Source organism: Streptomyces aculeolatus (genome assembly GCF_020400605.1).
In the GTDB taxonomy this organism is placed as follows: Bacteria; Actinomycetota; Actinomycetes; order Streptomycetales; family Streptomycetaceae; genus Streptomyces; species Streptomyces aculeolatus.
Genome location: NZ_JAINRD010000034.1, coordinates 34,718 through 60,418 on the forward strand (window position 1 = coordinate 34,718; position 25,701 = coordinate 60,418).

At 71.9% G+C, this 25,701-nt stretch carries 26 protein-coding genes; 10 read left to right on the plus strand and 16 right to left on the minus strand.

The features are described 5' to 3' along the window. Window positions 1-92: 92 nt before the first annotated feature. The 6 genes from LG396_RS35985 to LG396_RS36010 are packed head-to-tail and all read right to left on the minus strand — an operon-like array spanning window position 93 to window position 6,062. Window positions 93-1,367: a cytochrome P450 family protein gene (locus LG396_RS35985; protein WP_225797933.1), complete on the minus strand. Its 1,275-nt coding sequence runs from the start codon at window positions 1,365-1,367 to the stop codon at window positions 93-95. After that, window positions 1,364-2,731, minus strand: coding sequence for a cytochrome P450 family protein (locus LG396_RS35990; RefSeq protein ID WP_225797934.1), 1,368 nt, complete (start codon window positions 2,729-2,731; stop codon window positions 1,364-1,366). Before LG396_RS35990 ends, LG396_RS35985 begins: the two co-directional genes overlap by 4 nt. After that, entirely contained in the window at window positions 2,728-3,381 is a 654-nt protein-coding gene (locus LG396_RS35995) for a GTP-binding protein (protein WP_225797935.1), read from the minus strand. The genes LG396_RS35990 and LG396_RS35995 overlap by 4 nt, the downstream gene beginning before the upstream one ends. Further along, window positions 3,362-3,730 carry a DUF742 domain-containing protein gene (locus tag LG396_RS36000; protein WP_018839691.1) on the minus strand — a complete coding sequence of 123 codons (369 nt, stop codon included), beginning with the start codon at window positions 3,728-3,730 and terminating at the stop codon, window positions 3,362-3,364. The genes LG396_RS35995 and LG396_RS36000 overlap by 20 nt, the downstream gene beginning before the upstream one ends. Next, window positions 3,727-4,164, minus strand: a complete 438-nt coding sequence (locus LG396_RS36005) for a roadblock/LC7 domain-containing protein (RefSeq protein ID WP_037744083.1) — start codon at window positions 4,162-4,164, stop codon at window positions 3,727-3,729. Before LG396_RS36005 ends, LG396_RS36000 begins: the two co-directional genes overlap by 4 nt. Then, a complete protein-coding gene (locus LG396_RS36010) occupies window positions 4,161-6,062 on the minus strand; it encodes an ATP-binding protein (protein WP_225797936.1) in 1,902 nt (633 codons plus the stop codon). Before LG396_RS36010 ends, LG396_RS36005 begins: the two co-directional genes overlap by 4 nt. 409 nt (window positions 6,063-6,471) lie before the next feature. Here LG396_RS36010 and LG396_RS36015 point away from each other — a divergent pair, with 409 nt between their 5' ends. From LG396_RS36015 to LG396_RS36025, 3 genes are all read left to right on the plus strand, one after another. Continuing rightward, window positions 6,472-8,028 carry an arylsulfotransferase family protein gene (locus LG396_RS36015; RefSeq protein WP_225797937.1) on the plus strand — a complete coding sequence of 519 codons (1,557 nt, stop codon included), beginning with the start codon at window positions 6,472-6,474 and terminating at the stop codon, window positions 8,026-8,028. Window positions 8,029-8,103: 75 nt separating this feature from the next. Beyond that, window positions 8,104-9,165: a type III polyketide synthase gene (locus LG396_RS36020; protein WP_225797938.1), complete on the plus strand. Its 1,062-nt coding sequence runs from the start codon at window positions 8,104-8,106 to the stop codon at window positions 9,163-9,165. Between the two features lie 25 nt (window positions 9,166-9,190). Continuing rightward, complete coding sequence (locus tag LG396_RS36025) at window positions 9,191-9,841, plus strand: sulfotransferase family protein (RefSeq protein ID WP_225797939.1); 651 nt, start codon at window positions 9,191-9,193, stop codon at window positions 9,839-9,841. 122 nt (window positions 9,842-9,963) lie between these two features. Here LG396_RS36025 and LG396_RS36030 read toward each other — a convergent pair whose 3' ends face one another. Further along, the gene (locus tag LG396_RS36030) at window positions 9,964-10,713 is read right to left on the minus strand and encodes a hypothetical protein (protein WP_225797940.1); all 750 of its coding nucleotides are present in this window, start codon (window positions 10,711-10,713) and stop codon (window positions 9,964-9,966) included. Window positions 10,714-10,864: 151 nt separating this feature from the next. On the opposite strand from LG396_RS36030, the gene LG396_RS36035 reads away from it, so the two are divergent. From LG396_RS36035 to LG396_RS36045, 3 genes are all read left to right on the plus strand, one after another. Further along, complete coding sequence (locus LG396_RS36035) at window positions 10,865-11,380, plus strand: hypothetical protein (RefSeq protein ID WP_225797957.1); 516 nt, start codon at window positions 10,865-10,867, stop codon at window positions 11,378-11,380. Between the two features lie 392 nt (window positions 11,381-11,772). Further along, window positions 11,773-12,186 (plus strand): peptidase inhibitor family I36 protein, encoded by a 414-nt coding sequence (locus tag LG396_RS36040; protein WP_225797941.1) that lies wholly within the window; start codon window positions 11,773-11,775, stop codon window positions 12,184-12,186. 777 nt (window positions 12,187-12,963) lie between these two features. Continuing rightward, a complete protein-coding gene (locus LG396_RS36045) occupies window positions 12,964-13,425 on the plus strand; it encodes an NUDIX hydrolase (RefSeq protein ID WP_225797942.1) in 462 nt (153 codons plus the stop codon). A 70-nt stretch (window positions 13,426-13,495) separates the two neighbouring features. On the opposite strand, the gene LG396_RS36050 is transcribed toward LG396_RS36045, so the two are convergent. The 3 genes from LG396_RS36050 to LG396_RS39515 form a co-directional block, all read right to left on the minus strand. Next, window positions 13,496-14,581, minus strand: a complete 1,086-nt coding sequence (locus LG396_RS36050; RefSeq protein ID WP_225797943.1) for a hypothetical protein — start codon at window positions 14,579-14,581, stop codon at window positions 13,496-13,498. A gap of 82 nt (window positions 14,582-14,663) precedes the next feature. After that, the gene (locus LG396_RS36055) at window positions 14,664-14,867 is read right to left on the minus strand and encodes a hypothetical protein (RefSeq protein WP_037744068.1); all 204 of its coding nucleotides are present in this window, start codon (window positions 14,865-14,867) and stop codon (window positions 14,664-14,666) included. A gap of 94 nt (window positions 14,868-14,961) precedes the next feature. Then, a complete protein-coding gene (locus tag LG396_RS39515) occupies window positions 14,962-15,450 on the minus strand; it encodes an ATP-binding protein (protein ID WP_263980014.1) in 489 nt (162 codons plus the stop codon). A 153-nt stretch (window positions 15,451-15,603) separates the two neighbouring features. Between LG396_RS39515 and LG396_RS36070 the strand changes: the two genes are divergently transcribed. Beyond that, a complete protein-coding gene (locus LG396_RS36070; protein ID WP_372483631.1) occupies window positions 15,604-16,455 on the plus strand; it encodes a helix-turn-helix domain-containing protein in 852 nt (283 codons plus the stop codon). Then, window positions 16,436-16,627: a DUF397 domain-containing protein gene (locus LG396_RS36075; protein ID WP_225797944.1), complete on the plus strand. Its 192-nt coding sequence runs from the start codon at window positions 16,436-16,438 to the stop codon at window positions 16,625-16,627. The genes LG396_RS36070 and LG396_RS36075 overlap by 20 nt, the downstream gene beginning before the upstream one ends. Here the strand turns inward: LG396_RS36075 and LG396_RS36080 are convergent. Then, window positions 16,624-18,861 carry a protein kinase domain-containing protein gene (locus LG396_RS36080; protein ID WP_225797945.1) on the minus strand — a complete coding sequence of 746 codons (2,238 nt, stop codon included), beginning with the start codon at window positions 18,859-18,861 and terminating at the stop codon, window positions 16,624-16,626. The two genes, LG396_RS36075 and LG396_RS36080, sit on opposite strands and share 4 nt — an antisense overlap. Before the next feature lie 186 nt (window positions 18,862-19,047). Here LG396_RS36080 and LG396_RS36085 point away from each other — a divergent pair, with 186 nt between their 5' ends. Further along, window positions 19,048-19,581 carry a GNAT family N-acetyltransferase gene (locus LG396_RS36085; RefSeq protein WP_130457884.1) on the plus strand — a complete coding sequence of 178 codons (534 nt, stop codon included), beginning with the start codon at window positions 19,048-19,050 and terminating at the stop codon, window positions 19,579-19,581. A 67-nt stretch (window positions 19,582-19,648) separates the two neighbouring features. On the opposite strand, the gene LG396_RS36090 is transcribed toward LG396_RS36085, so the two are convergent. The 4 genes from LG396_RS36090 to LG396_RS36105 form a co-directional block, all read right to left on the minus strand. Next, window positions 19,649-20,485 carry a carbohydrate ABC transporter permease gene (locus LG396_RS36090; RefSeq protein ID WP_037744056.1) on the minus strand — a complete coding sequence of 279 codons (837 nt, stop codon included), beginning with the start codon at window positions 20,483-20,485 and terminating at the stop codon, window positions 19,649-19,651. Next, entirely contained in the window at window positions 20,482-21,387 is a 906-nt protein-coding gene (locus LG396_RS36095; RefSeq protein ID WP_225797946.1) for a carbohydrate ABC transporter permease, read from the minus strand. The genes LG396_RS36090 and LG396_RS36095 overlap by 4 nt, the downstream gene beginning before the upstream one ends. A 116-nt stretch (window positions 21,388-21,503) precedes the next feature. Further along, the gene (locus LG396_RS36100; RefSeq protein ID WP_100300689.1) at window positions 21,504-22,805 is read right to left on the minus strand and encodes an ABC transporter substrate-binding protein; all 1,302 of its coding nucleotides are present in this window, start codon (window positions 22,803-22,805) and stop codon (window positions 21,504-21,506) included. 68 nt (window positions 22,806-22,873) lie between these two features. Then, window positions 22,874-24,142, minus strand: a complete 1,269-nt coding sequence (locus LG396_RS36105; RefSeq protein WP_225797947.1) for an aminotransferase class V-fold PLP-dependent enzyme — start codon at window positions 24,140-24,142, stop codon at window positions 22,874-22,876. A 234-nt stretch (window positions 24,143-24,376) separates the two neighbouring features. Between LG396_RS36105 and LG396_RS36110 the strand changes: the two genes are divergently transcribed. Next, complete coding sequence (locus LG396_RS36110; RefSeq protein ID WP_100300687.1) at window positions 24,377-25,093, plus strand: FadR/GntR family transcriptional regulator; 717 nt, start codon at window positions 24,377-24,379, stop codon at window positions 25,091-25,093. 146 nt (window positions 25,094-25,239) lie between these two features. On the opposite strand, the gene LG396_RS36115 is transcribed toward LG396_RS36110, so the two are convergent. After that, window positions 25,240-25,608 carry a hypothetical protein gene (locus LG396_RS36115; RefSeq protein WP_225797948.1) on the minus strand — a complete coding sequence of 123 codons (369 nt, stop codon included), beginning with the start codon at window positions 25,606-25,608 and terminating at the stop codon, window positions 25,240-25,242. Between the last annotated feature and the right edge of the window lie 93 nt (window positions 25,609-25,701).

Here is a 25,701-nt window from a genome sequence, read left to right on the forward strand (position 1 = left end):
CGGCAGCGGCGGCGGCGGCGGTTGCGGTTGCGGCAGCGGGCAGGCGGCCGGAGGGGCGCGGGACAGCGCCCCGGCAACTCCGGCACCGGTCGTCAGGTGAGCCGTACCGGGAAGGACTCCAGGTCGTTCTGCGTCAGCACCGGCAGGTTGCGGATCTCCGCCACCGGCACCGCCGGCCGCAGCCCCGGGAACCGGGCGAACAGCGCCGGCAGCGCCACCGCCGCCTCCAGCCGCGACAGCGCCGCGCCGGGGCAGATGTGCGGCCCGTGCCCGAAGGTCATGTGCCGGATCGGCGTCGGCCGGGCCACGTCGAAGGCGTCCACGTCCGCCCCGTGGTGCCCGGCGTCCCGCCCGATCGCGCGGTACGAGATGACGACGCCCTCGCCCTTCTCGATCACCGTGCCGGCGATCTCGATGTCCTCCGTGGCGAACCGCATCAGCAGGTGCGTCACGGGCGGGTCGTAGCGCAGCGCCTCCTCGATCGCGGTCTCCCACGTCACCTGGCCCTCGCGCACCATGGCGAGCTGCTCGGGGTGGGTGAGCAGGCCGCGCACGGTGGTGAGCAGGAGGGTGATCGTGGTCTCGTGCCCGGCGGCGATCATCGACTTCAGGTTGCCGACGACCTCTTCCTCGGTCAGCGGCTCACCGCCCTCGTCGGCGAGGATCAGCGCGCTCGTGAGGTCGTCGGTGGGCTCGGCGGTCTTGTGCCGCACCATGTCCGTGAACACGCGGTCCAGCTCCGCCATCACCGCGAGCCGCTCGTCCTGCGGCGTGAGCATGGAGAAGAAGGCCTTCCACAGCCGCATCTGCCGCGGTATCTCCGATTCCGCGACGCCCATGAGCGCGCACACCACCCGCATCGGCAGCGGCTGCGCGAAGACCTCCTTGAGGTCGACGACCCCGTCGCCCCCGGCCGCCGCGGCCGCCAGGGAGTCCAGCAGCTCGGCCGTCACCCGCTCGACCACCGGCCGCAGCGCGTCGAGCCGCCGCGGGGTGATGGCCTGCGCGGTCTTGGTACGCAGCCGCCGGTGCTCGGCGCCGTCGACCGTGAACATCGACCGGCCCGGGTTGACCATCCCGATCAGCGGCCACTCCGCGGTGACCTCGCCGCTCTGCCACAGCCGCCAGGCGCCGATGTCCTTGACCAGCCGGGCGTCGGTGAGCAGCTGCCGCGCCTCCGCGTGCCGCGTGACGGTCCACGCGGGCGCGCCCAGCAGCTCGATCCGGGTGAGCGGGGCGGCGGCGCACAGGTGCGCGGTCTCGCCCGCGAGGTCGCGTACGAGCGGGTCGATGGCCAGCGGCTCGGGGAGGGCGCCCCCGGGGCCGGTCGGGGCGGCGGCGGAGCCGGCGGCGTGCGGGCAGTTCACGGGTGGCCTCCTGCGGCACGTACGGGGGTGAAGGTGACCGGCAGGGCCGTCATGCCGCGCAGGAACGCGGACGGCCGCCGCACCAGCGTGTGGGCCGGCACGGAGAGGTCCAGGTCGGGCAGCCGGTCGAGGAGCACCTCAAGGCCGGTCCTGGCGATGATCTCGGCGATCTCCTGGGCCGGGAAGGGGCAGCGGAAGTCGCCGTAGCTGAAGGCGAAGTGGGCGCTGTTGCCCGCCTGCGCCGGTACGCCCCCGCCGTACGCGTACCCGCCGCCCATGCCGTCCGTGCCCCCCAGCGCCTGCTGGATCTGCGGGTCGTCGTTGGCGGCGGCGAGGCCGAGGAGCAGCAGGTCGCCGGCGCCGACGGGGCGCCCGCCGAGCTGGGTGTCGCGGGCGGCCCAGCGGCCGACGAGGATCTGCGTCGGGGTGTCCTCCCACAGCACCTCGTTCATGGCCTGGCCGACGCTGTGCCGCCCGCCGCCGAGGGCGGCGGCGAAGCGGTCGTCGGTGAGCATGAGCCGGATGGAGTTGCCGATCCAGTCGGCGGTGGGCAGGAAGCCGGCTGCGGTGGTGTCCTTGAGGTCGAGCATGACCTCTTCGTCGGTGAAGTGCATGGGGTCGGCCAGCATCCGCGAGGCGACGTCCTGGCCCGGCGCGAGCCGCTTCTCGGCCACCAGCCGCGTCATGTGGTCGACGAACGTCTCGTACGCCTTGAGCGCCCCGGGCCCGCCGTCCGCCAGCTCGTTGAGCACCTGCGCGAGCTGCCGCCCCTCGGCGTCGGGGAAGCCGATGAGCCGGGCGAGTACGAGCACGGGCAGGGGGGCGGCGTAGTCGCCGACGAGTTCGGCGCTGCCGCGGGAGCAGAAGGAGTCGATGAGCCGGTCGGCGAGCTGCTCGCAGTGCCGGCGCAGGTCGAAGGGGTCGACGCTCTCCAGCGCGGCGCCGACCATGACGGCGTGCCGGCGGTGGTCGGCGGCGGTGGCGGTGAAGTGGATGGACGGCATGACCTGGCCGACCATCGGCAGCAGCGGCCAGTCGGGCGGGATCTTCTCCCACTGGTTCCACAGCCCGCGATCCCGCGGGAACAGGTCGGGGTCGGACGTGACCTGGTGCAGCTCGCGGTAGCCGATGACGAGCCAGGCGGGGATGTCGCCGGGCAGCTCGACGGGGACGACGGGCCCGTGGTCGCGGCGCATCTCGCGGTAGAGGTCGCGCGGGTCGGTGTGGAAGCGGGGGCCGCTGAGCGGTACGGCCCCGGCGGCACCGGCGTGCGCGGGGCAGCCGGCGGGGGGCGTTGCGGCGTCGCCCGGCGCCTCCGCGCCGCTCCCCTCATGTACGGCCTGGTCGTCGGGAGTCGGGGTCATGTCGCGGTCTCCGGTGCGGTGGGGGCGGTGGCGGCGGCGAGGCGCTGCAAGTGCTCGACGAGGGCGATCAGCACGCCCTTGCTGGACTCGCGGGACCGCGCGTCGCAGTCGACCAGCGGGACGTGCGGGTCGAGGTCGAGCGCGTCGCGCACCTCGGCGCTGGTGTACGGCGGGCCGCCGAAGTCGTTGCGGGCGACGATGAACGGGGTGCCGTGGTGCTCCAGCCGGTCGATGGCGTACCAGGAGTCGGCGAGCCTGCGGTGGTCGACGAGCACGATCGCGCCGAGCGTCCCGGAGAACAGCCGGTCCCACAGGAACCAGAACCGCTCCTGGCCCGGCGCCCCGAAGAGATACAGCACGGTGTGCGCGTCGAGGCTGATCCGCCCGAAGTCGAAGGCGACGGTCGTGGCGGTCTTGCCGGGCACGGCGCTGCGGTCGTCGATGCCGCGGCCGGCCAGGGTCATGGTCTCCTCGGTGTTCAGCGGCCGGATGTCGCTGACGGAGCGGACCATGGTGGTCTTGCCGACGCCGAAGCCGCCGACGACGACGATCTTCAGCCCGTTGTCGGCCGTACGGGCCAGGGGCACCCGCTCGGCCGCGCCGGCCGGCGGCGCGGAGGTCGCGCGCGTGTCAGAGGTGGCGGAGTCCAACGAGCACCTTCTCCAGAGTCTCGGGATCGGCGAACCGGACGCCGCCCGGCGTGCGCGGGGGCGCGTACCGCGGATGGCGCGCGGTGATCCGGCCGGCGGCCAGCAGGTCGGACAGCAGGATCTTCGTGATCCCGACGGGCAGTCCGAGGTCGGCGGACAGCTCCACGACGGCGGTCGGGGTCCGGCAGATGCGCAGGATCGCGGCGTGCTCGGACTGCATGCCCGGCGTCGGCTCGCACTCGGCGACCACCAGGGTGACGAGGTCGAACTCGTCGGTGGCGGGCCGGCTGCGCCCCCCTGTCAGGGTGTACAGCCGGTCCGGATCGTCGTCCCGGCCGGCGCGGCTCATTCCGCCGCAGCCCCTTCGGCCGCGGGCACCGGCCCGCGCGCCGGCGCACTGAGGTGGTCGCCGAGCTGCTCGACCAGCTCCAGCATGTTGTGCCCGACGAGCCCGGGGTCCGACGTCTCCGCGGCGATCACGGCGACATGGCTGCCGGAACCGGCCTCGGCGATGAACAGGATGCCGCCGTAGAACTCGGTCATCGACTGCCGTACGCCGCCGCTGCCGTCCCCGAACTCGACGGACGCGCCGTGCGACAGGCTCTGGATGCCGGCCGAGATGGCGGCGAGCTGGTCGGCGCTGTCCTCGGAGAGCTCGGGGGTGTGGCAGAGCTTGAGCCCGTCGCGGGAGAGGACGAGGGCGTGCCTGGCGCCGGGCGTGCGCTCCAGCAACCCCTCCAGCAGCCAGGTCAGCCCGGTGGCCTCGGCGGGGGATTGGGTCATCTGTCGTCCTCCGAAGGTGATGCGGCATTGCGTGCGGGGGGTGCGGGCGGTGCGGCGGAGGAGTCGGGGCCGTCGTCGGGCGCCGCGGTTTCCTCGCGTTCTGCCGCGGGTTGCTCTTCTTGTACGGACGCGCCGGGCCGGTCGGGTACGCGGTCTGCGTCCCGTCCGCCGCCGGGCCGGCCGGCGCCGCGCTTGCGGCCGTTGACGGCGGCGCGGGTGCCGGGGGTGCTTGCGGTGCTCTTGGCTGAGCCTGCGGTGCCGGTGCCGGTGCCGGTGCTGTCCGCGGTGCTCGTGCCGTCGGCGGCGTCGGTGGTGGTGCCCGCGGTACCCGTGCCGTCCGCGGTGTCGGTGGTGCCTGCGGTGTCGGTGGTACCCGCGGTGCCCGCGGGGTCCGTGCCGCGCTCCTGGCCGGTCATCGCGCGCCGGAAGGCGCCGAACCGGGCGGCGGAGCCGGCAGGTTCGAGCCGGCGGTGCGACCCGGTGTCGTCACCGGCGGCACCGGCGGCACCGGGGCCGCCCGTGCCCGTACCCGCGGCGCCCGTGCCCGTACCGGAGGGCGCGCCGTCCTCCGGCATTCCGCCCGGGTGCGCCCCGGCGAGTGTGCGTCCGCGGCGCCGCCGCGGCAGCGCAGCCAGCGCGAACGGGTCGTGCTCGCCGTCACCCGCCTGCCCGTCCGCGGCCCGCTGGTCGGCGTCCTCGCCGGACGCCACGTCCCGCTGCCGCGGCAGCGGGGCCGGGAGCGGCGTGCTGCCGGTGTCCTCCTCGGGCATCGGCAGGCCTGGGCGGCGCACGGGCTCGCTCGGCCGGGCGCGGGAGATCAGTTCCTGCGGGATCATCAGCACCACGCCCGTACCGCCGATGGCGGAGGGCCGGAACGAGACGGTCAGCCCGTGCTTCTGCGCCAGGTGCCCGACGACGGGCAGGCCGAGCCGGGTGCCGGTCAGCGTCGACAGGTCGGTGGCGGTGCCCGAGACGGCGCGCTCCGCGCGCCGCTGCGCGGCCTCGCTCATCATCAGGCCGCTGTCCTCGATGGTGACGACGGCGCCGGCCGGCACCTCCGAGACGTAGACGTGCACCTCGGTGGTGGGCGGCGAGAAGTTGCAGGCGTTGTCGAGGAGTTCGGCGAGCGCGTGCATGACACCCTCGGCGGCGTGTCCTGCGACGGCCACCTCGGAGACGGCCCGCAGCCGCACCCGCTGGTAGCCGGCGATCCGGCCCATGGCGCCGCGCAGGATGGATTCCATCGCGATCGGCTTCGCCCAGCGGCGGCCGGAGCGGGCGCCGCTCAGCACCGCGATGCTGTCGGCGACGCGGCCGGCCTGCGCGGTGCGGTGGTCGAGGTGGAGGAGGTCGCCGAGGACGTCGGCGTCGCCGTGCCGGTGCTCCATGTCGCGCAGGTCGGCGAGCATGCTGGTGGTGATGGCCTGCATCCGCCCGGCGGCGTTGGCGCAGGAGGCCATGGCGGCGGCGCGGCGGTTCTCGCTGCGCCGCGCCTCCTCGGCGACCTGCTGGACGACTCGCCGGTACGCCTGGCTGTCCAACTGCGGGGCGGCGGCGAGCGCCTCGTCGACGGGCGCACCCGCGCTGATCTTCCGCAGCACCTCGGGTACGACGCGGTCGGCGAAGACGGCGGCGGCGCCGGCCGCGGCGGCGGCGCGCTCGTCGGCGCGGGCGGCCTTGGCTCGGTAGCCGGCGGCGGCGGCGACGGCTATGCACAGCAGGACGGCGGCGGCGCCACCCCCGTAGACGATCTGCTTGGTGTGGTCGTCGGGTCCCATGACCGCCGCGGCCAGTACCGCGACGGCGGTCGCGGGCACGCTGACGAACAGGGCCGACAGGGGTGCGGGCAGTCGGGAACGCGAGGCCCGGGGCGGGGCTGCATCCTGGTGCGCGGTCATCGACGGGCTCCTCCGGGCAGGTGGCCTGTCCCAGGTCGGGTGTGTGCGCCGGGTTGAGCAACGTGCTCCCCGAGTGAGCGGCGTGCTCACGGGTGCTCAAGTCGCCGACACTATAGGGAGTTTCCTCACCACACCAGCACACCCAGAAGACCGTTTGCAGCACACCTGTGACAAGAGATGTCCGCCCTGAGCAGGGCGGCATCGTGCGGTCTTCCGGAGGTTCCGCCGCGGCGTCCAACTGCTCGACGGCGCTGGTCAGCAAGCCCTTCCGGCGTCACCACGCTGTAACCGCACGCTTGTTACAACGTTTGAGCAAGATCGCCGGTCAAGTGGCCCTGCGGCCCACCACGTCGCCGTACGCCGGCCGGCCGGTGTTCCGGACCCTCCACCTCCGACAGGAGACCTACGGATGACCCGTCCACACCTAGCGCGTACGTACACCGCGATGGTGCTCTGCGGAGTAACGGCGGCCACGCTCACGGCGGCGGCCCCGGCCACCGCGGGCGCCGCTGCTCCGGCCACCGGTGCCCCGGGCGCCACTACTGCCCGGGGCGGCGCCGCGGCCCCCGGCAGCGACGCGGCCCCCGGCGGCGACGCCGACCAGGCCGCCGCCGTCGACGGCGAGGCCCCGCCCGGTCTCGACGTGCTCAAGCGCGGCCAGGGCATGGCCCCCGGCCTGCTCTTCCTCACCCCGCAGGGCCGCCACGAGACGCCCCGCGGCCCTCAGATCGTCGACGACCGCGGCCGCCCGGTCTGGTACCACCGGATCCCCGAGGGCTTCGTCGCCGCCGACTTCCAGGTCCAGGAGTACCGCGGCCAGAAGGTCCTCACCTGGTGGGAGGGCGAAAGCTCCCCCACCGGCACGGGCTCGGGCACCGGCTACATCGCCGACGAGAACTACGAGATCATCGCCACCGTCAGCACGCCCGACGCCGGCGAGCGCACCGACTTCCACGAGTTCCGCCTCACCCCCGACGGCACGGCCCTGATCCTCAGCTACCGCGACGAGCCGTACGACCTCACCCCGGTCGGCGGCCCCAAAGACGGTCAAGTCCTCGACTACGTCGTGCAGGAGATCGACATCGCCACCGGCGAGAAGGTCATGGACTGGCACAGCCTCGACCACATCCCGATCACCGACTCCGACCGCCGCTTCGACGCCGGCATGCCGGGCCCCTTTCCGTACATGCACCTCAACGCAGTCAGCCTCGACAGTGACGGCAACCTCCTCTTCTCCGGCCGCGAGACCAGCACCATCTACAAGGTCGACCGCGAGACCGGCGAGGTCATCTGGCGGCTCGGCGGCAAGCGCAGCGACTTCCGCCTGGGCGCCGGCGCCCGCACGATCGGCCAGCACAACATCGAGCCGGCCGGCGAGGACACGTACCGCGTCTTCGACAACCAGAACATGGGCAGCCCCGGCTACGAGTCGCGGGTCGCGTGGCTGCGTATCGACGAGCGGCGGATGACCGCGGAGCTGGTACGCCAGCAGGTCCACCCGGACCGGCTGACGACCGGCCTGGAGGGCAACAGCCAGGCGCTGCCCAACGGCAACACGTTCGTGAGCTGGGGCTCGCCGTCGGGCCGCATCTCGGAGTTCGCGCCCTCGGGCCGGCTCGTCTTCGACGGCACGCTGCCGAAGGACATCAGTAGTTACAGGGGCTATCGCGCCCCCTGGAAGAGCACCCCGGACACCGCACCCGACGTCGAGGTGAACGACACCGTCACCGCGGTCGACGCAGTGTGGAACGGGGCCACCGAGGTCAGGGGCTGGCGCGTCCTCGGCGGCGGGACGGAGTCGGGGCTGCGGCCCGTAGCGCGTGCGGGGTGGGACGGACTCGACACCGAGGTGCGACTCCCGCCGGAGGCCCGGGACATCGCGTACGTGAAGGTGCAGGCGCTCGACGGGCGCGGGCGGGTCATCGGGTCCTCGGAGGTCGAGGCCGTCGAGGCCACCGCCCCCTGAGAAGGGGCCGCCCAGCACTGACAGAAGGCTGCGCGACTGCCGACTGCCGACGCCTTGCAGAGTCAGGAGAACACCATGTCCGAAGCGCGGATCGTGGCTGTCACTTTCCGATCCCCACCGCTGGTCAAGATGGAAGAGTTCGCCAACCTCGTCGCCGCCGACCCCGGAGGCGACACGGTCGCCCAGGTCATCCGGAACTCGGCGATCACCACCAAGGGCATGGCCGTCAATGCCCTGCTGGAAGACCCCCGCCGCTGGACCACGCGCCGGCGGATGGACCGCAGCCTCGCCGAGGCCCGCCGCCTCGGCCGCGACGCCGTCACCGCGGCGCTCGCCGAGGCCGGCCTGCGCCCCGAGGAGGTGGGGCTGTTCGCCACCGTCACCACCACGACCCACTCCGCCCCCGGCCTCGACGCTCTCGCCCCCGAACTGGGGCTGCGCGCGGACGTGGAGATGCTGTCGCTCGGCCCGATGGGCTGCTACGCGGCGGTGCCGGCGGTGTCCGCGTGCGCGCACTGGGTCGCGGCCAAGCGGCGCCCGGCGGTGCTGCTGGCGGTGGACCTCTTCTCGCCGCATGTGCAGCCGCCGCCGTACGACAAGGAACAGGCCGTGGTCCTCACGCTGTTCGGGGACGGGGCGGGGGCGGTGGTGCTGCTGCCGGAGGAGCGGCCGGGGCCGGGCGGTGACCCGGCTCGGCCGGGTGTCGCTGTCGTCGACTCGGAACAGCTCACGGCGCCCGCGTACGCGGAGGACCTGCAAGTCCACATGGGCGACAGCGGGTTGCGCATCAGGCTCAAGCCGTCGATGCCGGACGTCGTCGCCTCGTCGGTGGCGATACCCGCGCGGGCCCTGCTCGCCCGGCACCGGGTGCGCTGGGCCGATGTCGGGTGGTGGGCCGTCCACCCGGGCGGGCGGCGCATTCTCGACCGCGTGGACGAGGCACTGGAGCTGCCCGAGCAGTCGATGGCGGCGGCACGGGAAGTGATGCGGGAGTACGGCAACACCGCGGCCCCGGCGGTGCTGGGCGTACTGCGGCGGCTCCAGGAGACGCAGCCGCTGGCGAGGGGGGAGCACGGGGTGGTGCTGGCGTGCGGACCGGGCGCGACGGTCTGGGCGCTGCTGCTGCGCGGCACGTAGGAACAGGGACCGGAAGGAGAAGACGATGCTGGAAGTCATAGGCGCGGGAGTCGGCCGTACGGGAACGCTGTCGCTCAAGACGGCGCTGGAACGGCTGGGCTTCGGCCCGTGCCACCACATGCTGGGCCTCTTCGAGGACCCGGAGCAGATCCCGCTGTGGGAGGCGGCGTCGCGCGGCGAGCCCGTGGACTGGCACCGGGTGTACGCGGAGTACCGCTCCACGGTGGACTGGCCGGGTGCCCGCTTCTGGCGGGAGATATCCGGGGCGTTCCCGGAGGCGAAGGTGGTGCTGACGGTACGCGCCCCGGAGAGCTGGTACGCGAGCGCGGCGGGCAGCATCCACGCCACCGCGGTGGCCCCGCCCCCGCCCGACGCGGGCGAGGGGTTCCTGCGGCTGCGGGACATGTCGCTGGAGGTCGTCTGGGACGGCGTGTTCGACGGCCGGTTCACCGACAAGGAGCACGCGCTGAAGGTCTTCGCGGAGCACGAGGCGGCCGTACGGGAGGAGATCCCCGCGGACCGGCTGCTGGTGTTCCGGGTGAGCGACGGCTGGGAGCCGCTGTGCGACTTCCTGGATGTCCCGGTCCCGGACGAGCCGTTCCCGAGGAGCAACCAGCGGGGCAGGTTCGCGGACGAGGTACGGGAGCGCAGCACGGCGGCGGAGGCCGCGGAGTAAGGCCGGACGGCGGGACGCGACGGGGGTGATACTCCTCCGATCACCGCGACGCGACCCGCAAGGGCAGGGGCCCGGAGGCGAGGCAGCCTCCGGGCCCCGTCGCTGGAACGGAGAGGAGGACGTCACATCAAGACGGCCAGGAGCTTCTCCGGCAGCTCTTCCTCGTCGAGCGCATCGGCGGGCGCGCTCGTGCGGTACGGCTTGTCGAAGTCGCTGAACGTCCACACCACACCGCCGCGTTCGGTGATCTTCAGCAGGTACGGCGGGCCCTCGGCGGCGACGTGGACCTCCACCGGCTTCGGTCCGCCCGTAAAGGTGATCTTGGTGGTCGGACGCCCGTTCAGGGTCGCGTCCTGCTCCTTCCCGTCACCGCGGTTCTCCGGGGCGAGGAAGGTGTCTTCGAGTTCGTCTCGCAACCCCGTCCGATCGCACAGGGTCTTGCGCGCCAGGTCGGACGTGAGCTGGTTGCGTTTCACCCAGCGGTCGCCCATCATCTCGATCGCCTCCGGCGGAAGACCCTCGACTTCGGACGCAGCCAGCCGGACGGCCACCTTGTTGCTGCGTGAATAGGCTGCCGAGTCGGTTATCAGAAACTCCGCGCGGACCTCGCCCATCTCCATCCGCATATCGCACCGCTCGGTGTCGTCGGTGACGGCGGTGCGTATCACGGCCACCTCGTCGGCCGACATCCGCTTCGTCGACGTCAGTGTGTCCGCCTCTTCGAAGGTGGCGTCCAGCGCCTCGTCGATGAGCATTTCCTCGGCGCTGCTCCTGGTCCCGCAGCCGGCCAGGGCGACGGTTAAGACGGCCGCGGCAAGACAGCCGGTGGTTCTGTGGCGGGATCTGCGTATTTCACGGGTGAAGGCGCTCATGACCACTCCTGGGGCGGGAAGTCGGGGGGCGCCCTATCTTCCACCATGAAGTCACACCATGTGCGTCGGGTACGCCGCCCGAGAGCCCCGCGGGCACCCGTTACCGTCAGGGCCTCAGAACGCGTGCCGGAGGTGGTTCTGCGTGGCCGACATGACGGGGCGGGGTTATCTGTACGTCGGACCCGTGGAGCTGAAGGCCGCGGTCCGGCCCGGTGGGGGCGGGCGTCGTATCGGCTCGGCGGCTGACTTCGGCGGCTGGATCGTGGAGCAGTCGCCGGCGGAGACGGCCGAGCCGTTCACCTTCGTCGTCGGTATGGACGGTGTGCTGCGGCTGGCCCCGCGGCGGAGCGAGCACGTGGCCTGTGCCGGTGGGGACAGGGTGCTGGGTGCCGGTGAGATCAGCTTTGTGCGCGAGGCGGACGGGTGGGCCGTGAGCGAGGTGAGCAACCAGTCCACCGGGTACTGTCCGGACGTCGGCTCCTGGGCGGAGGTCGCCCGTGCTCTGGACGCCGCGGGGCTCCGGCACCCTTCCGGCTTCACCCACGAGGTCGTCTTCCGGCGGTGCCCCGGCTGCCAGGAGCGCGCCATCGTGCGTGAGGGCGACTTCGTCTGCGTCTTCTGCGGCAGCGATCTGCCCGCGGAATGGAACGTGGATCCCACCGCGTGAGGGCCGTGCCGGATCCGGTAGCCCGTGAACACACCGCCGTGGACCACGGAGACCAGCGGATGGACGACACACCCCGGGGCCCGTGAGCGCGTGGCACCGTTCCCGCGGGCACGTGCGGTCCGCGCTCCGCCCAATGAGCACCGTGCACGGTCACCTGCGCCGCACTGAGCAAGGTGACAACTGTCGAGTCGGTGCGCGGTGCTCTTAGAGTCCTTCGCATACGAGCCATCCGCCTCGCATTCGCGGCAAACCGACGTCTTCCCGGAAACGGTGTGCTTCGAGGCGGCTGCCCACTGCTCCACCGAGCACGACGGGAAACAACCGCGCCCGGGCGCCTTCCACCTCACCTGAGCAGCACGGGAGCACACCGGGATCCGACAACGGGAGAAGTCATGCGAAAGATTCTTGCCGCCCTGGGCACTGTCGGCCTTGCCGTCGCCCTCGGACCGGCGGTGCCGGCCCAGGCGTCGGCCGCCGACGCGAAGGCATGGAGTTGTCCGTCGAACTCCGTCTGCTTCTACAGCGGCACCGGCGGCCAGGGCCAGCGGTGCGCGTGGCCGGCCCGGACCGACGACAAAGACTGGAAAGGCGGCGACGTGCAGTGCTCGTGGGCCAGCTACCTTCCGAATGTCCGCTCGGTCCGCGTCATGCCCAACTCCATGGGGTCGGTGACGTACTTCAGCCGTGCCGGATACTCCAACCGCGTCGGCTGCACCGACGGAGGTGCCGACGGATCCAAGTCCACCTTCTTCGAAGCCAAGGTGATCCTCTCGCACAAGACCAGCAGCAGCGCCTGCCAGATCTGAGCCCTGCCCTCCCACCGCAGACCTCCCGGCGGCCGGCCTCGACTCCCACGGTCCTCCGGTCGCCGGGAGCCCCTCCCCCGCGCAGGGATCCCGACCGTGCCCTCCGGCCGGTCCGGCCCGCCCGGGGGCCGACGGCTGCACCTGGTGGACGGTGGCGCAACGGGGCAAAAGTCTGGCCCCATGGGCGATTTGCACTGATTTCGAGGGCGGCAGGCCGCGAACTTTTCCCGGTGGCACGCATTCCACCGGCCCGTCACGGCGCGGGGGGGGCGTCTCGGCGATCGGGCCGGTCCGGCTCCGGTGGGCCGCCTCCCCGCGCCGCAACTCCCGGCACCCGGGCCACCCCACGTATCACCGCCCGCCCGAAGCCGGCCCCCATACCCGGCCCGCGCACACGTCAGACCCGCCAACCGCGCCGGTGACCCGGGCCTGACCCGCCGCACGTACCGACCACCCGCCCGGCGTCGCGGGCCTCCGATCCGGACCGCGTAGGCGACAGGCCCGCCGACCGCGCCGGTGACCCGGGTGCGTTGTCAGAGCCGGCGCCTACCCTTGGGTGGGTGTGAGGGGAGGTGGGGTGCTGGTGGCGAATTGCGGGTTGTGGGTTGCGTGTTGTGGGGCGTGGGCTGGGGGGCTGCGGTCGCAGCGGGGGGTCTTCCCGCCGACGCGGTGCCCGCTCCGGGCTCCTGCCGGTCGGCTCCACCCGGAGACCGCCGTCGGTCTCAGCCGGCCGCGCCCCCGTCCAGCCTTCCGTCCAATAGCGGAAAGAGTTCGCAGATGTACGTCGTCAACGTCTGTGTCGCCCTTCTGCGCGGCGATCACTGGCTCCTGATCGTCCGCCACCCCGACCTCGGCCACGCCGGCGGCACCCTCGCCGTACCCGGCGGCAAGGCGGAAACCCCCGCCGGAGCAGCCCCCGGCACCTCCGCCGACGACATCCTGGAAGCGACCGCCCGCCGCGAGCTGGCCGAGGAGGTCGGCGTCGACCTCACCGGCGTCCCCCTGCACTACGCCGAGAGCACCTTCTTCGTCTCCGACACCGGCAACCCCGTCGTCAACGTCCTCTTCGCCGCCCACCTGCCGCCGGACGCGACCCCCCACCCCGCCGCACCCGCCGAGGTGTCCGAAGTCCTGTGGCGTACGCGGCCGGAGGTCGAGGCCGCCGCGGACTGCCCGCCCTGGACCGTGCAGAACATCCGCCGGGCGGCCGCAGCCCTCGCGCGCGCCGCACAGGGTTGATACGCCGCCCCGTCACCTTCCCCCGGAGTCGGACGAAACCGATCGACGTCGTTCGCCGGCACGCGCGAACCTAGCCGAGCCACCGTCCGATACGCTCCCAGGCGAACTCCAGGCGCCTGGCATGCGTCCGGTCCAGCTCCGCGCGCACGACCTCGTGCGCCCCGAGCATGCTGCGCAGCCCGCCCATCCTGTCCAGCTCGGCCCCGATCTCCCGCGTCCGCGCGTCCGCTTCGCCTCCCGGCACGAACCCGCGGCTGACCCCGATGGCGAACAGCTCGTCCAGGAGCTGGCCGGTACGGGCCTTCTTCCCCCTCGCCGCCTCGGCGTGCGGCCGGGGCAGCAGGCCCCGCTCCCGCCACATCGCCGCCCGGCCGCCGTGGGCCTCGGGCGAGCCGTGGCCCAGGATCGCCTGCCCGCCTCCGCAGAGGTGGAGGCGATCGGCGGTCCGCCAGATCCGGTACCCCGAGAACACACCGTCGTAGACCGTCGACACCTGCGCGCAGAAAGCATCCGCGAGCACGTCGATCGCGAAGTACTCGAAGCGCTCCCGGAGCACGTCCCGTTCGAGATTGACCCGGAGGATGCCGGCGGCCTCCTGCTCCGTGCCGCTCCACAGCCCCTTGCTCGACCACGCCCTCGCGACGCTGCGGAATTCGGCCCTCAGCCTGGGCCCGTCGATGACCGGCACCGCCGGGATCGCCTGCCCGACGACCGTCTCCAGCGCCTCCGCCGCACTCCCGGTCCGCGCCTCGTCGAACTCCGCCCCCGTGGGCAGCGGCGGCGCCATCCCCAGGCGCTTCGCGGCCTCGACGCGCATGGCGTTGTCCGGATCGCCGATGGCCGCGTAGACCTCAGTAAAGAGGTCCTCGGCGCTCATGCCCGTCTCGGCCACGGCCCGGCGTACCGTCACCTGCTCCCTCGCGCAGTCGACACCGCGGCTGCTGTGGCACAGCCCCTCCGGCCCGTGCGGCAGGTGGAAGACGTACCCGCCTGCCGCGAGCGAGCCGCAGGCCGCGCAGTGCCGGAGCCAGGCCGGGTCGTCGCCTTCGGCCACAGCCGGCCGCGCGGCGGGGTCCGGGTGGCCCGGGCGGTCCGTACGCCCAGGCGGATCCGAGCGCTCCGGCGGCTCGGACTCGCGTCGTCTCCAGAAACGCACCGGTCCTCCGCTCCGCCGCCGCAAGCATGCGGGCACTCACCGTAGTCCCGCAGGATGATCGGTGAAAGGCTCCAGTGCACGCTCAGCGGTCCGCGTACTCCCCCAGGACGACCACCGAGACCACCGCGCCGCCGAAGGCGGTGACCGCCCGCCACGCCGTGTTGAGGTGGTTCCTCGTCGCACGCGCGGCCACCGTCGCGATGTGCGGGCTGTCGGGCTGCGGGGCGTCGGTGGCCCGCCGGGTGTCTGCTGCCCCGCGCGGCGGGGCGATGGAAGCGCTGCTCATGTTTCCAGCGTGCCGCGGGTCACCTGCCGAAAGCCTCGGCCCGCGGGCGGAATCCCACCGCCCCGTATCTACGACCCAGGGGCCAGCCGCACCCCTACGGAAGTCTCAGGGTTCCCCCGACTTCATCCGCCTCCCCCGCCACCGGACCCCGCCCCGGCTCCAGCGTCGCCCGCACCGTCTTGCCCGCGAACTCGCGCGGGAACCACGACAGCTCTGCCCCCAGCCCCCGCGCCAGGAACAACCCCCTCCCCCGCTCCTCCTCCGGCCCCGGCAACGAGCCATCCGGCATCCGCGGCGGCTGCGCCGCCTGCGGGTCCGATACGTCGATCACCAGCGAACCGTCCTCCCGTACGGCCAGCCGCACCCACACCCGCCGCCCGATCCGCCGTCCGTACTGGATCGCGTTCGTCACCAGCTCCGACACCACCACCGCCGCGTCGTGCGCGTCCCCGCGCCACCCCCAGAGCGCCAACTGCCGCCGTACGTGCACCCGGACCATCGGCACGGACCGGTAGCCCATCACGTACCCCATCGACCACTCGCGCGCCATCCCCTCCGTACTGCACGCTCCATGCTCGGCCATTCACACCAACTCCAGAATTACAGTGACACTTTGGGATTTACGGCTGTATTGTCGTAGCGCTCGGTTACGCTGCGTGGTGAAAGGCTTTCGGAGTGGAGCGGCCGAGAGCAAGGCCCGGCACGTGACAGACGTGACTTGAACTGGGAGGCAGACATGACCCCACGGAACGCCACCCACCGCGCGACCGGTACGACGGCGGAGATGTTCGGCGACGTGCTGAAGCACCTGCGCGAGGCAGCAGGCATGACGCAGGCGGAGCTGGCGAGGCAGATCCCGTGCGACCGGTCGTATGTGGCGAGGGTGGAGACGGGGACGAGCGTCCCGCCGGACACGTTCGCGGAGAAGTGCGACGAGGTGCTGGGTGGTAACGGACTGTTAGCGCGGCTGTGGCTGAAGGTCGACTGGTACCCGGACGTCGCCCATCCGGATTGGTTCGAACGCCGAGCACAGATGGACGCGGAGTGCGTGGCGTTACGGGCCTACCAGGAAGGCGTCGTGCCGGGCTTGCTCCAGAACGAACGGTACGCCCACGCGCTGTTCGCGCGCGTCACGGAAGACGAGGAGAAGGTCGAGGAACGCGTACGAGCCAGGCTCAGCCGCCAGCAGAGGTTTTTCTCGCCGGAGGGCCCGTTGTTCATCGCGGTAATCGATGAGAGCTGTCTGCGCAACGTCGTCGGCGGTCCGGAGGTCATGCGCAAACAGTGCGAACACCTGCTCGCCGCAGGTCAGCGGACCAACATCCTGATCCAGGTGGCACCCGCTGACCGACCGGAGCTCATCCGCCCGCGCGGCTCGATGTCGCTGATCACGTTGCCCGACGACGAGAAATGGGCCTATGCAGAGGCGCTTGACCGCGGGTACTTCAGCGGGAATCCAACGGCCTTCGAGCAACACCTGCGGACCTATGATGTGCTCAGGGCTGACGCCATGTCGGCTCGCGAATCCGCCGCCCTGATCGGCGAGTTCATGGAGGGATACGGGCAGCATGGCCATGACCTGGCGTAAGAGCAGCTACAGCCACGACAACGGCGGCGACTGCATCGAGGTGGCCACCACCCCAACCGCCGTCCCCGTGCGCGACTCGAAGGACCCCGACGGGCCCCACCTGGCCTTCACCCCCGCCGCCTGGGACGCCTTCGTCGCCGCCGTCAAGCGCGAGGAGTTCCCCGGGCGCTAGGCCGGGCCCAGGTCCGGGGTCGCGCCCGTGGTCGCGTCGAGTGCCACCACGCCCTTCTCGTTGGTGATGTACACGAAGTCGTACGCCGTGACCGGGCCGTTCTCCCGGTTGCCCGGGGACAGGCTGGAGAGGGTCGAGGCGGTCCAGCGCTCGGAGCCGTCGCCGGTGTCGAGGGCCCGGATGCTGCCCACGTCGCTCAGGGTCTCGCCGAAGTAGACGAGGCCCCCCGCCACCGCGAGCTGCGTGGGATTCACCGTCGGCATGCCCTCGTTGGTCCACTTCTTGTCACCCGACGACGCGTCGAACGCATGGACGCGTCCGTTGTCACCTGCTGCGTAGACCGTGTCGTCCGCGAGGTAGAGGGTCTGGTTCGTCGTGGTGGTCCCCTCGACCGACCACTTCTCGGTGCCTTCGTCGGCGTGGATCGCGTAAAGCCTCCCGTCGCCGGCACCGGCGTACACGAGGCCGCCGGACACGACGGGCGCCTGTGGGAAACCCTTGTCCGCGGGGAAGGTCCACTTCAGGTCGCCGCTGGCCGCGTCCAGCGCGTAGAGGGTGTTGTCCTTCCCTTCGCAGCCGACGTACACGGTGCCGTCGGCGACCGTCGGGGAGGAGTAAAGCGCGTCCCCACAGGGAAAGTTCCAGGCCTTCCGGCCTCCGTCCGCGTGCACGGCGTACACGTTCGTGTCCATGCTCGTGCAGTAGACGATTCCGGCGATTCCGCCGGCCACGGTCGGCCGGCTGCGTATCCGGTCACCGGTGGGGAAGGTCCACTTCTTCTTTCCGTCCGCGTCCAGCGCCCACAGTTCTTCGCCGCCGCCCACGTACACCGTCCCGTCGGCGGCCACGGGCTGGTCCGGGAGGAAGGAGAACCTGGGGCCCTCCCAGCGCTTCTGTCCGGTGCGCGCGTCCAGGGCGGTGATCTTGAAGTCGGCCGAGACGTACAGGACGCCGTCGGCCACCGCGCATGCGGTCGGCGGCTCGCTGGTGATGTCGTAGCGCCACGGGCGGACCTTGCGCTTCGGGGCGGCGTCCGCCTCCGGCCCGGTGGCGCCGGAGCCGCCCCCGTCGGGCCCCTTGTCACCGTCGTCCGTGGCCAGGGCGAGTGCGAGCCCGGTGCCGCCGGCCGCCACCGCCACCGCTCCGCCCAGGCCGTACAGCAGGGCACGGCGGCGCCCCGGCGCGGCGGGACCGCCCCCCGCACCCCGGGTGCTCCCGGGTGCAGCAGGGGCGGCCGTCCGCGTCGGCAACTGGTGGGCCGCGGGCGGCTGTCCGGGGGGCGGCGGCACATGCGGGGGCCGGTCGGCCGGGGCCGGGGGTGCGTCGGGGGCGGTGGGCGTGACGGTGGGCGTGGCTGTGGGGGTGGGGGTGGGGGTGGGCGCGGACGTCGCCTTCGGCCGGGCCGGGTCCGGGTCCTTCGCCCGCAACGAAGCCAGGTCCAGAGCCCGCAGTTCGTCATGGACCGAGGCCGCGGACTGCGGGCGGTCGGCCGGTTCCTTCGCGAGCAGCCGCAGCACCAGGTCGTCGAGGGCGACCGGAAGCCCGGAGCGCCGCTCACTCGGCGCCTCGGGCGCCCTGGTCAGATGGGCGGTCATCAGCGACACCGGGTCGTCCGCGTCGAACGGCACCTGCCCGGTGAGCAGTTCGTGCAGGATGCAGCCGATCGCGTAGAGATCGCTGCGGGCATCGCCGGAGTGCTGCGCGAACCGCTCCGGGGGCATGTAGGCGAGGGTGCCCATGACCTGGCTGGACTTGTCGGTGGCGGCCATGAAGCGGGCGATGCCGAAATCGAGGATCTTCACCTCGCCGCCGGCGGTGAGCATGAGGTTGGCGGGTTTCAGATCCCGGTGGACCACGCCCGCGTCGTGCGCGGCGGCCAGCGCGGCGGTGGTCTGGGCGGCCCACTCGACGCCCGTCGCGGGCGGCGGCGGGCCGTCCTCCCGCAGCACGGCGGCGACGTCGCGCCCGGCCACGAACTCCATGACGAGGTAGAGCGTGCCGTCTCCCGGGTCGCGCCCCAGGTCGTGGACGGTGACGACGCCGCGGTGGTTCAGGCCGCCCGCGGTGCGCGCCTCGCGGAAGAAGAGGTCGGCGTTGGGCCCGTGTTGGTGGTCCGGCAGCAGTTTGACCGCGACGCGGCGCCCGATGACCCGGTCCCGGCCCTCCCAGACCTCCCCCATGCCGCCCCGGCCCACGAACGCCACCAGTTCGTACCTGTCGGCGATGACCCGCACACTGCCCCCTCAGTACCGCGCCCGGTGGCGCCGTCGCGTTCCACTGCGAACAACGTTGTACCGGATGCGCCGGGGGCCTTCGCCGACCGGGTCGGCCCCGGCCGGCGGCGGGTGTCGTCGGCTCGACGGCCGGCAGGCAGCAGGCAAGGAAACATCGGCGTAACGGGGGCTTCTTACGATCGCCGCATGGGCACCGGAGTGAACAGGGAAGGCGACGTGGAGACGCGGGTGCGGTCGGGCACCGAGGGCGACCTGGAAGAGCTGACCCGCATCTACAACCACTACGTCGTCGAGACGCCGATCACCTTCGACATCGAGCCGCTCACCGTCGAGCAGCGCCGCCCGTGGCTGACGTCCCACCCGGACCGGGGGCCGCACCGGCTGCTCGTGGCGGAGGAGGGCGGCAAGATCCTCGGCTACGCGACCAGCAGCCCGTTCCGCCCGAAGCCGGCGTACTCGACGTCCGTGGAGACCAGCGTCTACCTGGCCCCCGAGCACGTGGGGCGAGGTCTCGGGGGCCTGCTGTACACGGCGCTCTTCGAGGTGCTGGAAAAGGAGGACGTGCACCTGGCCCTCGCCGGTGTGGCCCTGCCCAACGCGGCGTCGGAGCGGCTCCATCTGCGCTTCGGGTTCCGGTCCGTGGGCGTGTACGAGGAGGTCGGGCGGAAGTTCGGCAGGTTCTGGGACGTGGCCTGGTTCCAGAAGCCGCTCGCCCGCTGACGCCCGCCCGGTGGCCGGGGTGCGCGGCACCGGCTGTCCCTCCCGGCCCTGTCTGACAAGTCCCGGCCTAACCCTTCACCGCGCCCGAGGTGAGTCCCTGGACGATGTGCCTGCTGGCGAAGGCGAAGAGCACCATCGTGGGCAGAATGGTGAGGACGGCGGCCGCGGACATGGAGCCCCAGTCGATGTTGAAGCTGGAGATGAACCCGTTCAGGGCCGTCGGGACGGTCTTGTTCGAGTCGCTGTTCATCAGCGTCACGGACAGGAACAGCTCGTTCCAGCAGTTGACGAAGTTGAAGATGAACGCGGCCACGATCCCCGGCCGCATCACGGGCAGCAGCACCCGGAACAGCGCCCCGAAGTGGGACAGGCCGTCGATCATCGCCGCCTCCTCCAGCGCGTCCGGTACGTTCTCGAAGAACCCGCGGAGCATCACCGTGCAGAACGGGATGCAGACGGCGACGTAGACCAGGATCAGCCCGAGCCGGTTGTCGACCAGGCGCAGATCGGTCATCAGCAGGTACAGCGGGCCCAGGGCGATGAAGGCCGGGATCATCTGGGTGACGAGCGCGGCCATCAGCAGCGCGGACTTGGTGCGGAACTCGAAGCGGGCCAGGACGTACGCCGAGAGCATCGAGATCGCCGTGGCCGTCGCGCCGGCGACGGTGGCGACGATCAGGCTGTTGGCGAGGTAGGTGCCGAAGTCGGCCTTGCTGAACAGCTCGCTGTAGTTCTCCAGCGAGAACGTCTCGGGCCAGTAGGCGATCGGGAAGGCGAAGATGTCGCCGGGTGCCTTGAGCGACGTGACGATGATCCAGTAGAGCGGGAAGACGGTGAAGACCAGCCACAGCCCCAGGAAGGCGAACTTCACGGCCCGGCCGGCCGCGGTCTCCTTGCCGGTCACGACCTCTCCCCCTTCTTCGCGCTCTTCTTCTCGCTCTTCTCGCGCGTCGCCAAGAGGAAGAAGACCGCGAACACGAGCAGCGAGGCGACGATGAGGAGGCCGATCGCGGAGGCCCGGCCGTAGTCGCCCTGCTGGGTGATCTGGATCATCCAGGTGGTCACGATGTGCGTCTCGTTGTTCGGGCCGCCGCCGGTCATGCCGAAGATCAGATCGGGGAAGTTGAAGATCCAGATGATCCGCAGGAGTACGGTCAGCGCAAGCGTGGTGCGGATGTAGGGGATCGTGATCTGGAAGAGCGTGCGCACCTTCCCGGCGCCGTCGAGGGCCGCCGCCTCGTACAGCTCGTCCGGGACGGACTGCAGCGCCGCCAGGATCATGATCGCGAAGAAGGTGACTCCGTACCACACGTTGGCGACGATGACGGCGGCCATCGCGGTGTCCGGGTCGGCCAGCCAGGTGACCGGCTCGTCGATGATCCCGGCCCTTTGCAGCAGGTCGTTGACGACGCCGAACTCGCTGTTGAACATCCAGCGGAAGAGGATGCCGATGAGGAACCCGGAGATGGCCCACGGGAAGAAGATCAACGCCTGGTAGAGGCCCCGGAAGCGGAAACGGCGGCGCAGCCAGAGGGCGAGGGCGAAGCCGATCACGAGCTGGGGCACGATCGAGGCGACCACCCACACGGCGGTGTTGGACAGCACGGTGCCCCAGGCGGGGTCGGCGAAGACGTCCCGGAAGTTCTGCAACCCGACGAACGACTTGTCGGTGAGGTCCGACAGCTTCCAGTTGCGGAAGGCCATCTGGCTGCCCGCGATCATCGGGTAGTACGTGAAGACCGCGACGAACAGGGCGGCAGGCGCCATGAAGGCCGCGATGGTCAGCCCGCGCCGGGTGGTGAACACCGGCCTGCCCCGGCGCGGGGCCCCGCGGTGCGCGGGTCGGCCACCGCCCCCGGTGCGAAACGGGCGCCGCGTTCTCGGCTCGTGGGGCTGCTTCGTCGGGGAGGCGGCGGGCATGGCTACTTCTCCTTCGCCCACTTCTCGGTCCAGTACGCATCCCACTCGGCGAGCAGCTCCTTCGGCGTCATCTTGCCGAGAAGCACCTTCTGCACGTCGGCGTCGGCCTTCTGCTCCCACTCGGTCCACCAGGCGACCCCGCGCGGCTGGGTGACGTTGAGGTACGTCTCGGGGTGCTCCGTCATCGTCACGTAGGTCGCCCACGGCCCGCTGGTGTAGAACTCGTCCTCGGCAGCCGACTTCTGGGTCGGCACCAGGCTGTTCTCCTTGGTGAAGGTCAGCGATGCCTCGCCCTGGGAGAGGAACTTCACCAGCTTCACGGCCTCGGCCTTGTGCTCGCCCGCGTCCGCGACGCCCCATCCGGCGGTCGCCAGCGGCTGGACCGTCTTCCCGCTGGGGCCGGTCAGCAGCGGGGCCGTGCTCCACTGCTCCTCCGAGATCGCCTGGGACTCCCGGACGGCGGCGATCACTTCGGGGTCCTGCAGCAGGAAGGCGGTGGAACCGTTGGAGAAGCCCTCGACCATCTCCGGATAGCCCCAGGAGACCGACGAGTCGGGGGATGCCTGCTCGTACAGCCGGAAGTAGGTCTCGACGGCGTCCTGCGCCTCGGGGGCGGCGAAGATGGTGCTGCCGTCCTTCACCTTGAAGGCGTTGGCGGGGTCGATCTTGTCGGCGACGTACGCTCCGACCACGGCGGTGACGTTGCTGTTGGCGTTGGCGGCGCCGCGGAAGGCGTAGCCGTACCGTCGCTCGCCCGGGTCGTGGACGGCCGATGCCTGTTCCAGCAGCTCGTCCCACGTGGCCGGCGGCTTGTCGAAGCCGGCCTCCTCGATCAGGTCGGTGCGGTAGAACAGGCTCAGTCCGTAGAAGCCGTACGGGACGTAGTAGGTCCGGCCGCCGGAGTCCTCGGCGGCGCTGACGGTGTTCTCCGTCATCGCCTGCCAGCCGTCCCAGCCCTTCAGGTCCTTCTTCATGTCGTAGAGCCAGCCGTTGGTGGACCACGGGCCGACGGTGATGTCGCGCACCTCCAGCACGTCGACGCCGGTTCCCGACTGGAGCATCTGCTGCAGTTTCTGGTCGGCCTGCTCGGTGGGCGGGGAGATCAGGTTGACGTCGATCTTCGGGTTCTGCTCCTCGAAGTCCGCTATGAGGTCGTCGAGAAGGTCGGTGCGGGTGGGGTTGGTCAGGCTCTCGACCATGTTGAGGGTGACCGTGCCGTCGTCGCCGCCGCTCACGGCGGAACAGCCGGTGGCGATCATCGTGGCGGCGGTGCCGAGGGCGAGAGCTGCCGTCGTTCTTCTCATCGTGCCGTCCTCTTCCTTCTGAACCGGAGCGCCGGTGGCGACCGTCGGGGACAGGGGTGCGCCGCGCCTCAGGGCGCGCCGTGCTCCTCACCGGCTGCGCCCCGGGCCCACTCGGCGAGCACGGGGACGCAGACCTCGGCGAAGTACTCGTAGTCGGCCGCGGTGTTGTAGACGTGCGCCGACAGGCGGAGGTACCCGGTGCCGCCGAAGCTGGTGTACGCCGCCTCGACCCCGAGCTCTCCGGCCGTGCGGTCGCGCAGCGCGTCGGCCTCGTCCCGGGTGGCGGCCAGGCCCGGGGGCAGCCGCACGAGCCGCATGCCGGGGACCGGCATGCCGACGTCGACGACACCGCCCACGCCGCCCGCCCCGGCGCCGCTGCCGCCGGTCGACTCGGCGAACGCGGCGCCGATGACACGCTCGCCGTAGCCGGCCAGGTCGTCGATGTACCGGCGGACGACGGGCCATCCCCAGGTGGCCTCGACGAAGCCGATCGCCGCCGGGGCGGCCAGATAGCCGGTGACGTCCACCGTGCCCTGCTGGTCGAAGCGGTCGGGGTACGGATCGGCGGCACCCCAGGAGTCGATCAGCGGATACAACCGCTCGCGCAGCGGGCCGCGGGCGACCAGCGCGGCCGTGCCGCGCGGCGCGCACGCCCACTTGTGCAGGTTGCCGACCCAGAAGTCGCACGTCAGACGGTCGAGTGGGGCGTCGATGAGACCGGGTGCGTGCGCACCGTCCACCAGCAGCGGGATGCCGCGGTCCCGTGCCTCCGCACCGAGCCGCTCGACCGGCATCCGGCGGGCGGTGGCGGAGGTGATGTGGTCGACCACGACCAGCCCGGTGGACGGGCCGAGTTCGGCGGCGATGGCCTCGTACGCCTGCGCCTCGTCCGCTTCCAGCGGCACCCGGGCAGTGCGTACCCGGCCGCCCCAGCGGCGGGCCAGCCGTTCCGCGCCCATGGTCACGGCGCCGTAGCCGTGATCGGTGACGACGATCTCGCGGCCACGGCGGGGCGGGAGCGCGGCGTACACGGCGCTGATCCCGGCGCTCGCGTTCGGCACCAGCGCGAGGTCGTCGGAGGTCACGTGGAGGAAGGCCGCGATGTCGACGCGGGCGGCTGCCACCCGCCGCGGCAGCGCCGGGAACCACACCACCGGCGACCGCTCCATCTCCGCCCGCAGCAGGTTCTGCCGCTCCTGGGCTGCCAGGGGGACCGCTCCGAACGACCCGTGGTTGAGATGTTTCATGGCCGGGTCCAGCGACCACCCCTCGGCCGCCGGCCGGCCGTCGGCGAGCAGCAGAGGGCGGGGGGCGGTGGTGACTTCGGTCTCGCTCACACGGCTCCATCTCCTCCGCGGCCCCGTGTCTTCGGGGCGGAGTCACGGCGACACATCCGACATCACCCATGACACGTATGATGACTCGGCATCCTGGCACGACGTTTCTCCAGCAGACAAGGGATCGAAGCCGAAAATCATCGGACAGTACACGAGCGAGATACCAAGTCATCTGATGACTTGGTAGAGTCCTGCCGGGTCGGCAGCACTCCCGGCCGTCAGGGGAGGAGTCCGATGTCCGCAGTCGACAAGGCGTTCCACGGCCTACGGCACATGATCGCGATGGGGCGGCTGAGCGCGGGCGAACGCATCCCGCCCGAGGGCGAGCTCTGCAAGGAACTGGGCGTTTCGCGGGGGTCGTTGCGCGAGGCCGTCCGCATGCTCGCGGCCCTCGGGGTCATCGAGCCGCGGCACGGCTCCGGCACCTACGTCTCCGCGCTGCGGCCGGAGGACGTGATAGGCAGCCTGTCGCTGACCCTCGAACTGCTGCCGCTGCCCGGCCTGCTGGAGGTGTACGAGATGCGCCGCGTGCTGGAGTCCCACGTCGCGGCCAAGGCCGCCGCGCGCGCCACCCCGGAAGAGATCCGGACCCTCTTCTCTCTCGTCGAGTCCATGGAGGCCACCGGCGACCCGGCCGAGTCCTCGGAACTCGATCACCGCTTCCACGCCGAGATCGCCCGGATCGGCGGCACTCCCACCCTGGCCGCACTGCTTTCCGTCTTCCGCGCCAGGTCCCGCAAGTACCAGGTGTTCACCCTCCCCGAAGGGCCGGAGCTGCGCCGCAAGAGCGACCAGGACCATCGCGTGCTCGCCACCGCCATCGCGGACCGCGACCCGGGCGCCGCCGCCGGCGCCGCCGAGGCCCACATCGCTCAGACGGAGCGCTGGCTGCGTGCCTTCATGCCTCCGGTGGAGGAGGAGCCGGCGGTGGAGGAGGGTGCTGCGGACTGAGGACGGAACCCGGGGCATCGGTCTCCACCGGTCGACCGCCGCAGTCGCCCGGCGCAGATGAGAGGGCGGCCCGGGTGCCCGGGCGGACCGAAGTCCGGCCCGCCCGGGTCCGCAAAGTGGTCCGGGAGGGTCCCCGGAGAGGCGGCCTAGCCGTCCGTCGTCGAGCAGAAGCCCGAGGGTGACGGGGTCAGCCGGTTCAGGGTGTAACCGGTCGTCGGCTCGAAGACGCCGCCGGGGGCGATACCCGTGTTGTAGCTGCCGGTCAGGCAGTACCCGACGATCGTGCTGTTGACGACCGACACGATGCGCACGGGCGGGTCGAAGTCGTGCGCGCCGCCCTCCGGTACGAGGGTGATGACGCCGCCGCCCTGCTCGACGCAGACGTATCCCTTCGCGCACAGGGGCACCGCGGTCGGGTCCGCGCCGGCCGGGGCGGCGGCGGCCGTGGCCGTGCCGGCGAGGGCGGCGGTCAGGGTGAGGGCGGCGAGGGCGGCGGATAAGCGGGTTCTTCGCATGGGGCGGGCTCCTTCGGGTCCGTAGAGTGCGCACCGTTGTCGGCGTACAGACAACTGCGAGCGGGCGCCCGGCGCCAGCGCAGTTACCGGCCA

Excerpts from the sequence above, each read along its gene's own strand:
- LG396_RS35990 (WP_225797934.1), bottom strand. The coding sequence starts at position 2,731 with ATGACCCCGACTCCCGACGACCAGGCCGTACATGAGGGGAGCGGCGCG.
- LG396_RS36000 (WP_018839691.1), bottom strand. The coding sequence starts at position 3,730 with ATGAGCCGCGCCGGCCGGGACGACGATCCGGACCGGCTGTACACCCTG.
- LG396_RS36005 (WP_037744083.1), bottom strand. The coding sequence starts at position 4,164 with ATGACCCAATCCCCCGCCGAGGCCACCGGGCTGACCTGGCTGCTGGAG.
- LG396_RS36010 (WP_225797936.1), bottom strand. The coding sequence starts at position 6,062 with ATGACCGCGCACCAGGATGCAGCCCCGCCCCGGGCCTCGCGTTCCCGA.
- LG396_RS36015 (WP_225797937.1), top strand. The coding sequence starts at position 6,472 with ATGACCCGTCCACACCTAGCGCGTACGTACACCGCGATGGTGCTCTGC.
- LG396_RS36020 (WP_225797938.1), top strand. The coding sequence starts at position 8,104 with ATGTCCGAAGCGCGGATCGTGGCTGTCACTTTCCGATCCCCACCGCTG.
- LG396_RS36025 (WP_225797939.1), top strand. The coding sequence starts at position 9,191 with ATGCTGGAAGTCATAGGCGCGGGAGTCGGCCGTACGGGAACGCTGTCG.
- LG396_RS36030 (WP_225797940.1), bottom strand. The coding sequence starts at position 10,713 with ATGAGCGCCTTCACCCGTGAAATACGCAGATCCCGCCACAGAACCACC.
- LG396_RS36035 (WP_225797957.1), top strand. The coding sequence starts at position 10,865 with ATGACGGGGCGGGGTTATCTGTACGTCGGACCCGTGGAGCTGAAGGCC.
- LG396_RS36040 (WP_225797941.1), top strand. The coding sequence starts at position 11,773 with ATGCGAAAGATTCTTGCCGCCCTGGGCACTGTCGGCCTTGCCGTCGCC.
- LG396_RS36045 (WP_225797942.1), top strand. The coding sequence starts at position 12,964 with ATGTACGTCGTCAACGTCTGTGTCGCCCTTCTGCGCGGCGATCACTGG.
- LG396_RS36055 (WP_037744068.1), bottom strand. The coding sequence starts at position 14,867 with ATGAGCAGCGCTTCCATCGCCCCGCCGCGCGGGGCAGCAGACACCCGG.
- LG396_RS39515 (WP_263980014.1), bottom strand. The coding sequence starts at position 15,450 with ATGGCCGAGCATGGAGCGTGCAGTACGGAGGGGATGGCGCGCGAGTGG.
- LG396_RS36070 (WP_372483631.1), top strand. The coding sequence starts at position 15,604 with ATGACCCCACGGAACGCCACCCACCGCGCGACCGGTACGACGGCGGAG.
- LG396_RS36075 (WP_225797944.1), top strand. The coding sequence starts at position 16,436 with ATGGCCATGACCTGGCGTAAGAGCAGCTACAGCCACGACAACGGCGGC.
- LG396_RS36085 (WP_130457884.1), top strand. The coding sequence starts at position 19,048 with ATGGGCACCGGAGTGAACAGGGAAGGCGACGTGGAGACGCGGGTGCGG.
- LG396_RS36100 (WP_100300689.1), bottom strand. The coding sequence starts at position 22,805 with ATGAGAAGAACGACGGCAGCTCTCGCCCTCGGCACCGCCGCCACGATG.
- LG396_RS36110 (WP_100300687.1), top strand. The coding sequence starts at position 24,377 with ATGTCCGCAGTCGACAAGGCGTTCCACGGCCTACGGCACATGATCGCG.
- LG396_RS36115 (WP_225797948.1), bottom strand. The coding sequence starts at position 25,608 with ATGCGAAGAACCCGCTTATCCGCCGCCCTCGCCGCCCTCACCCTGACC.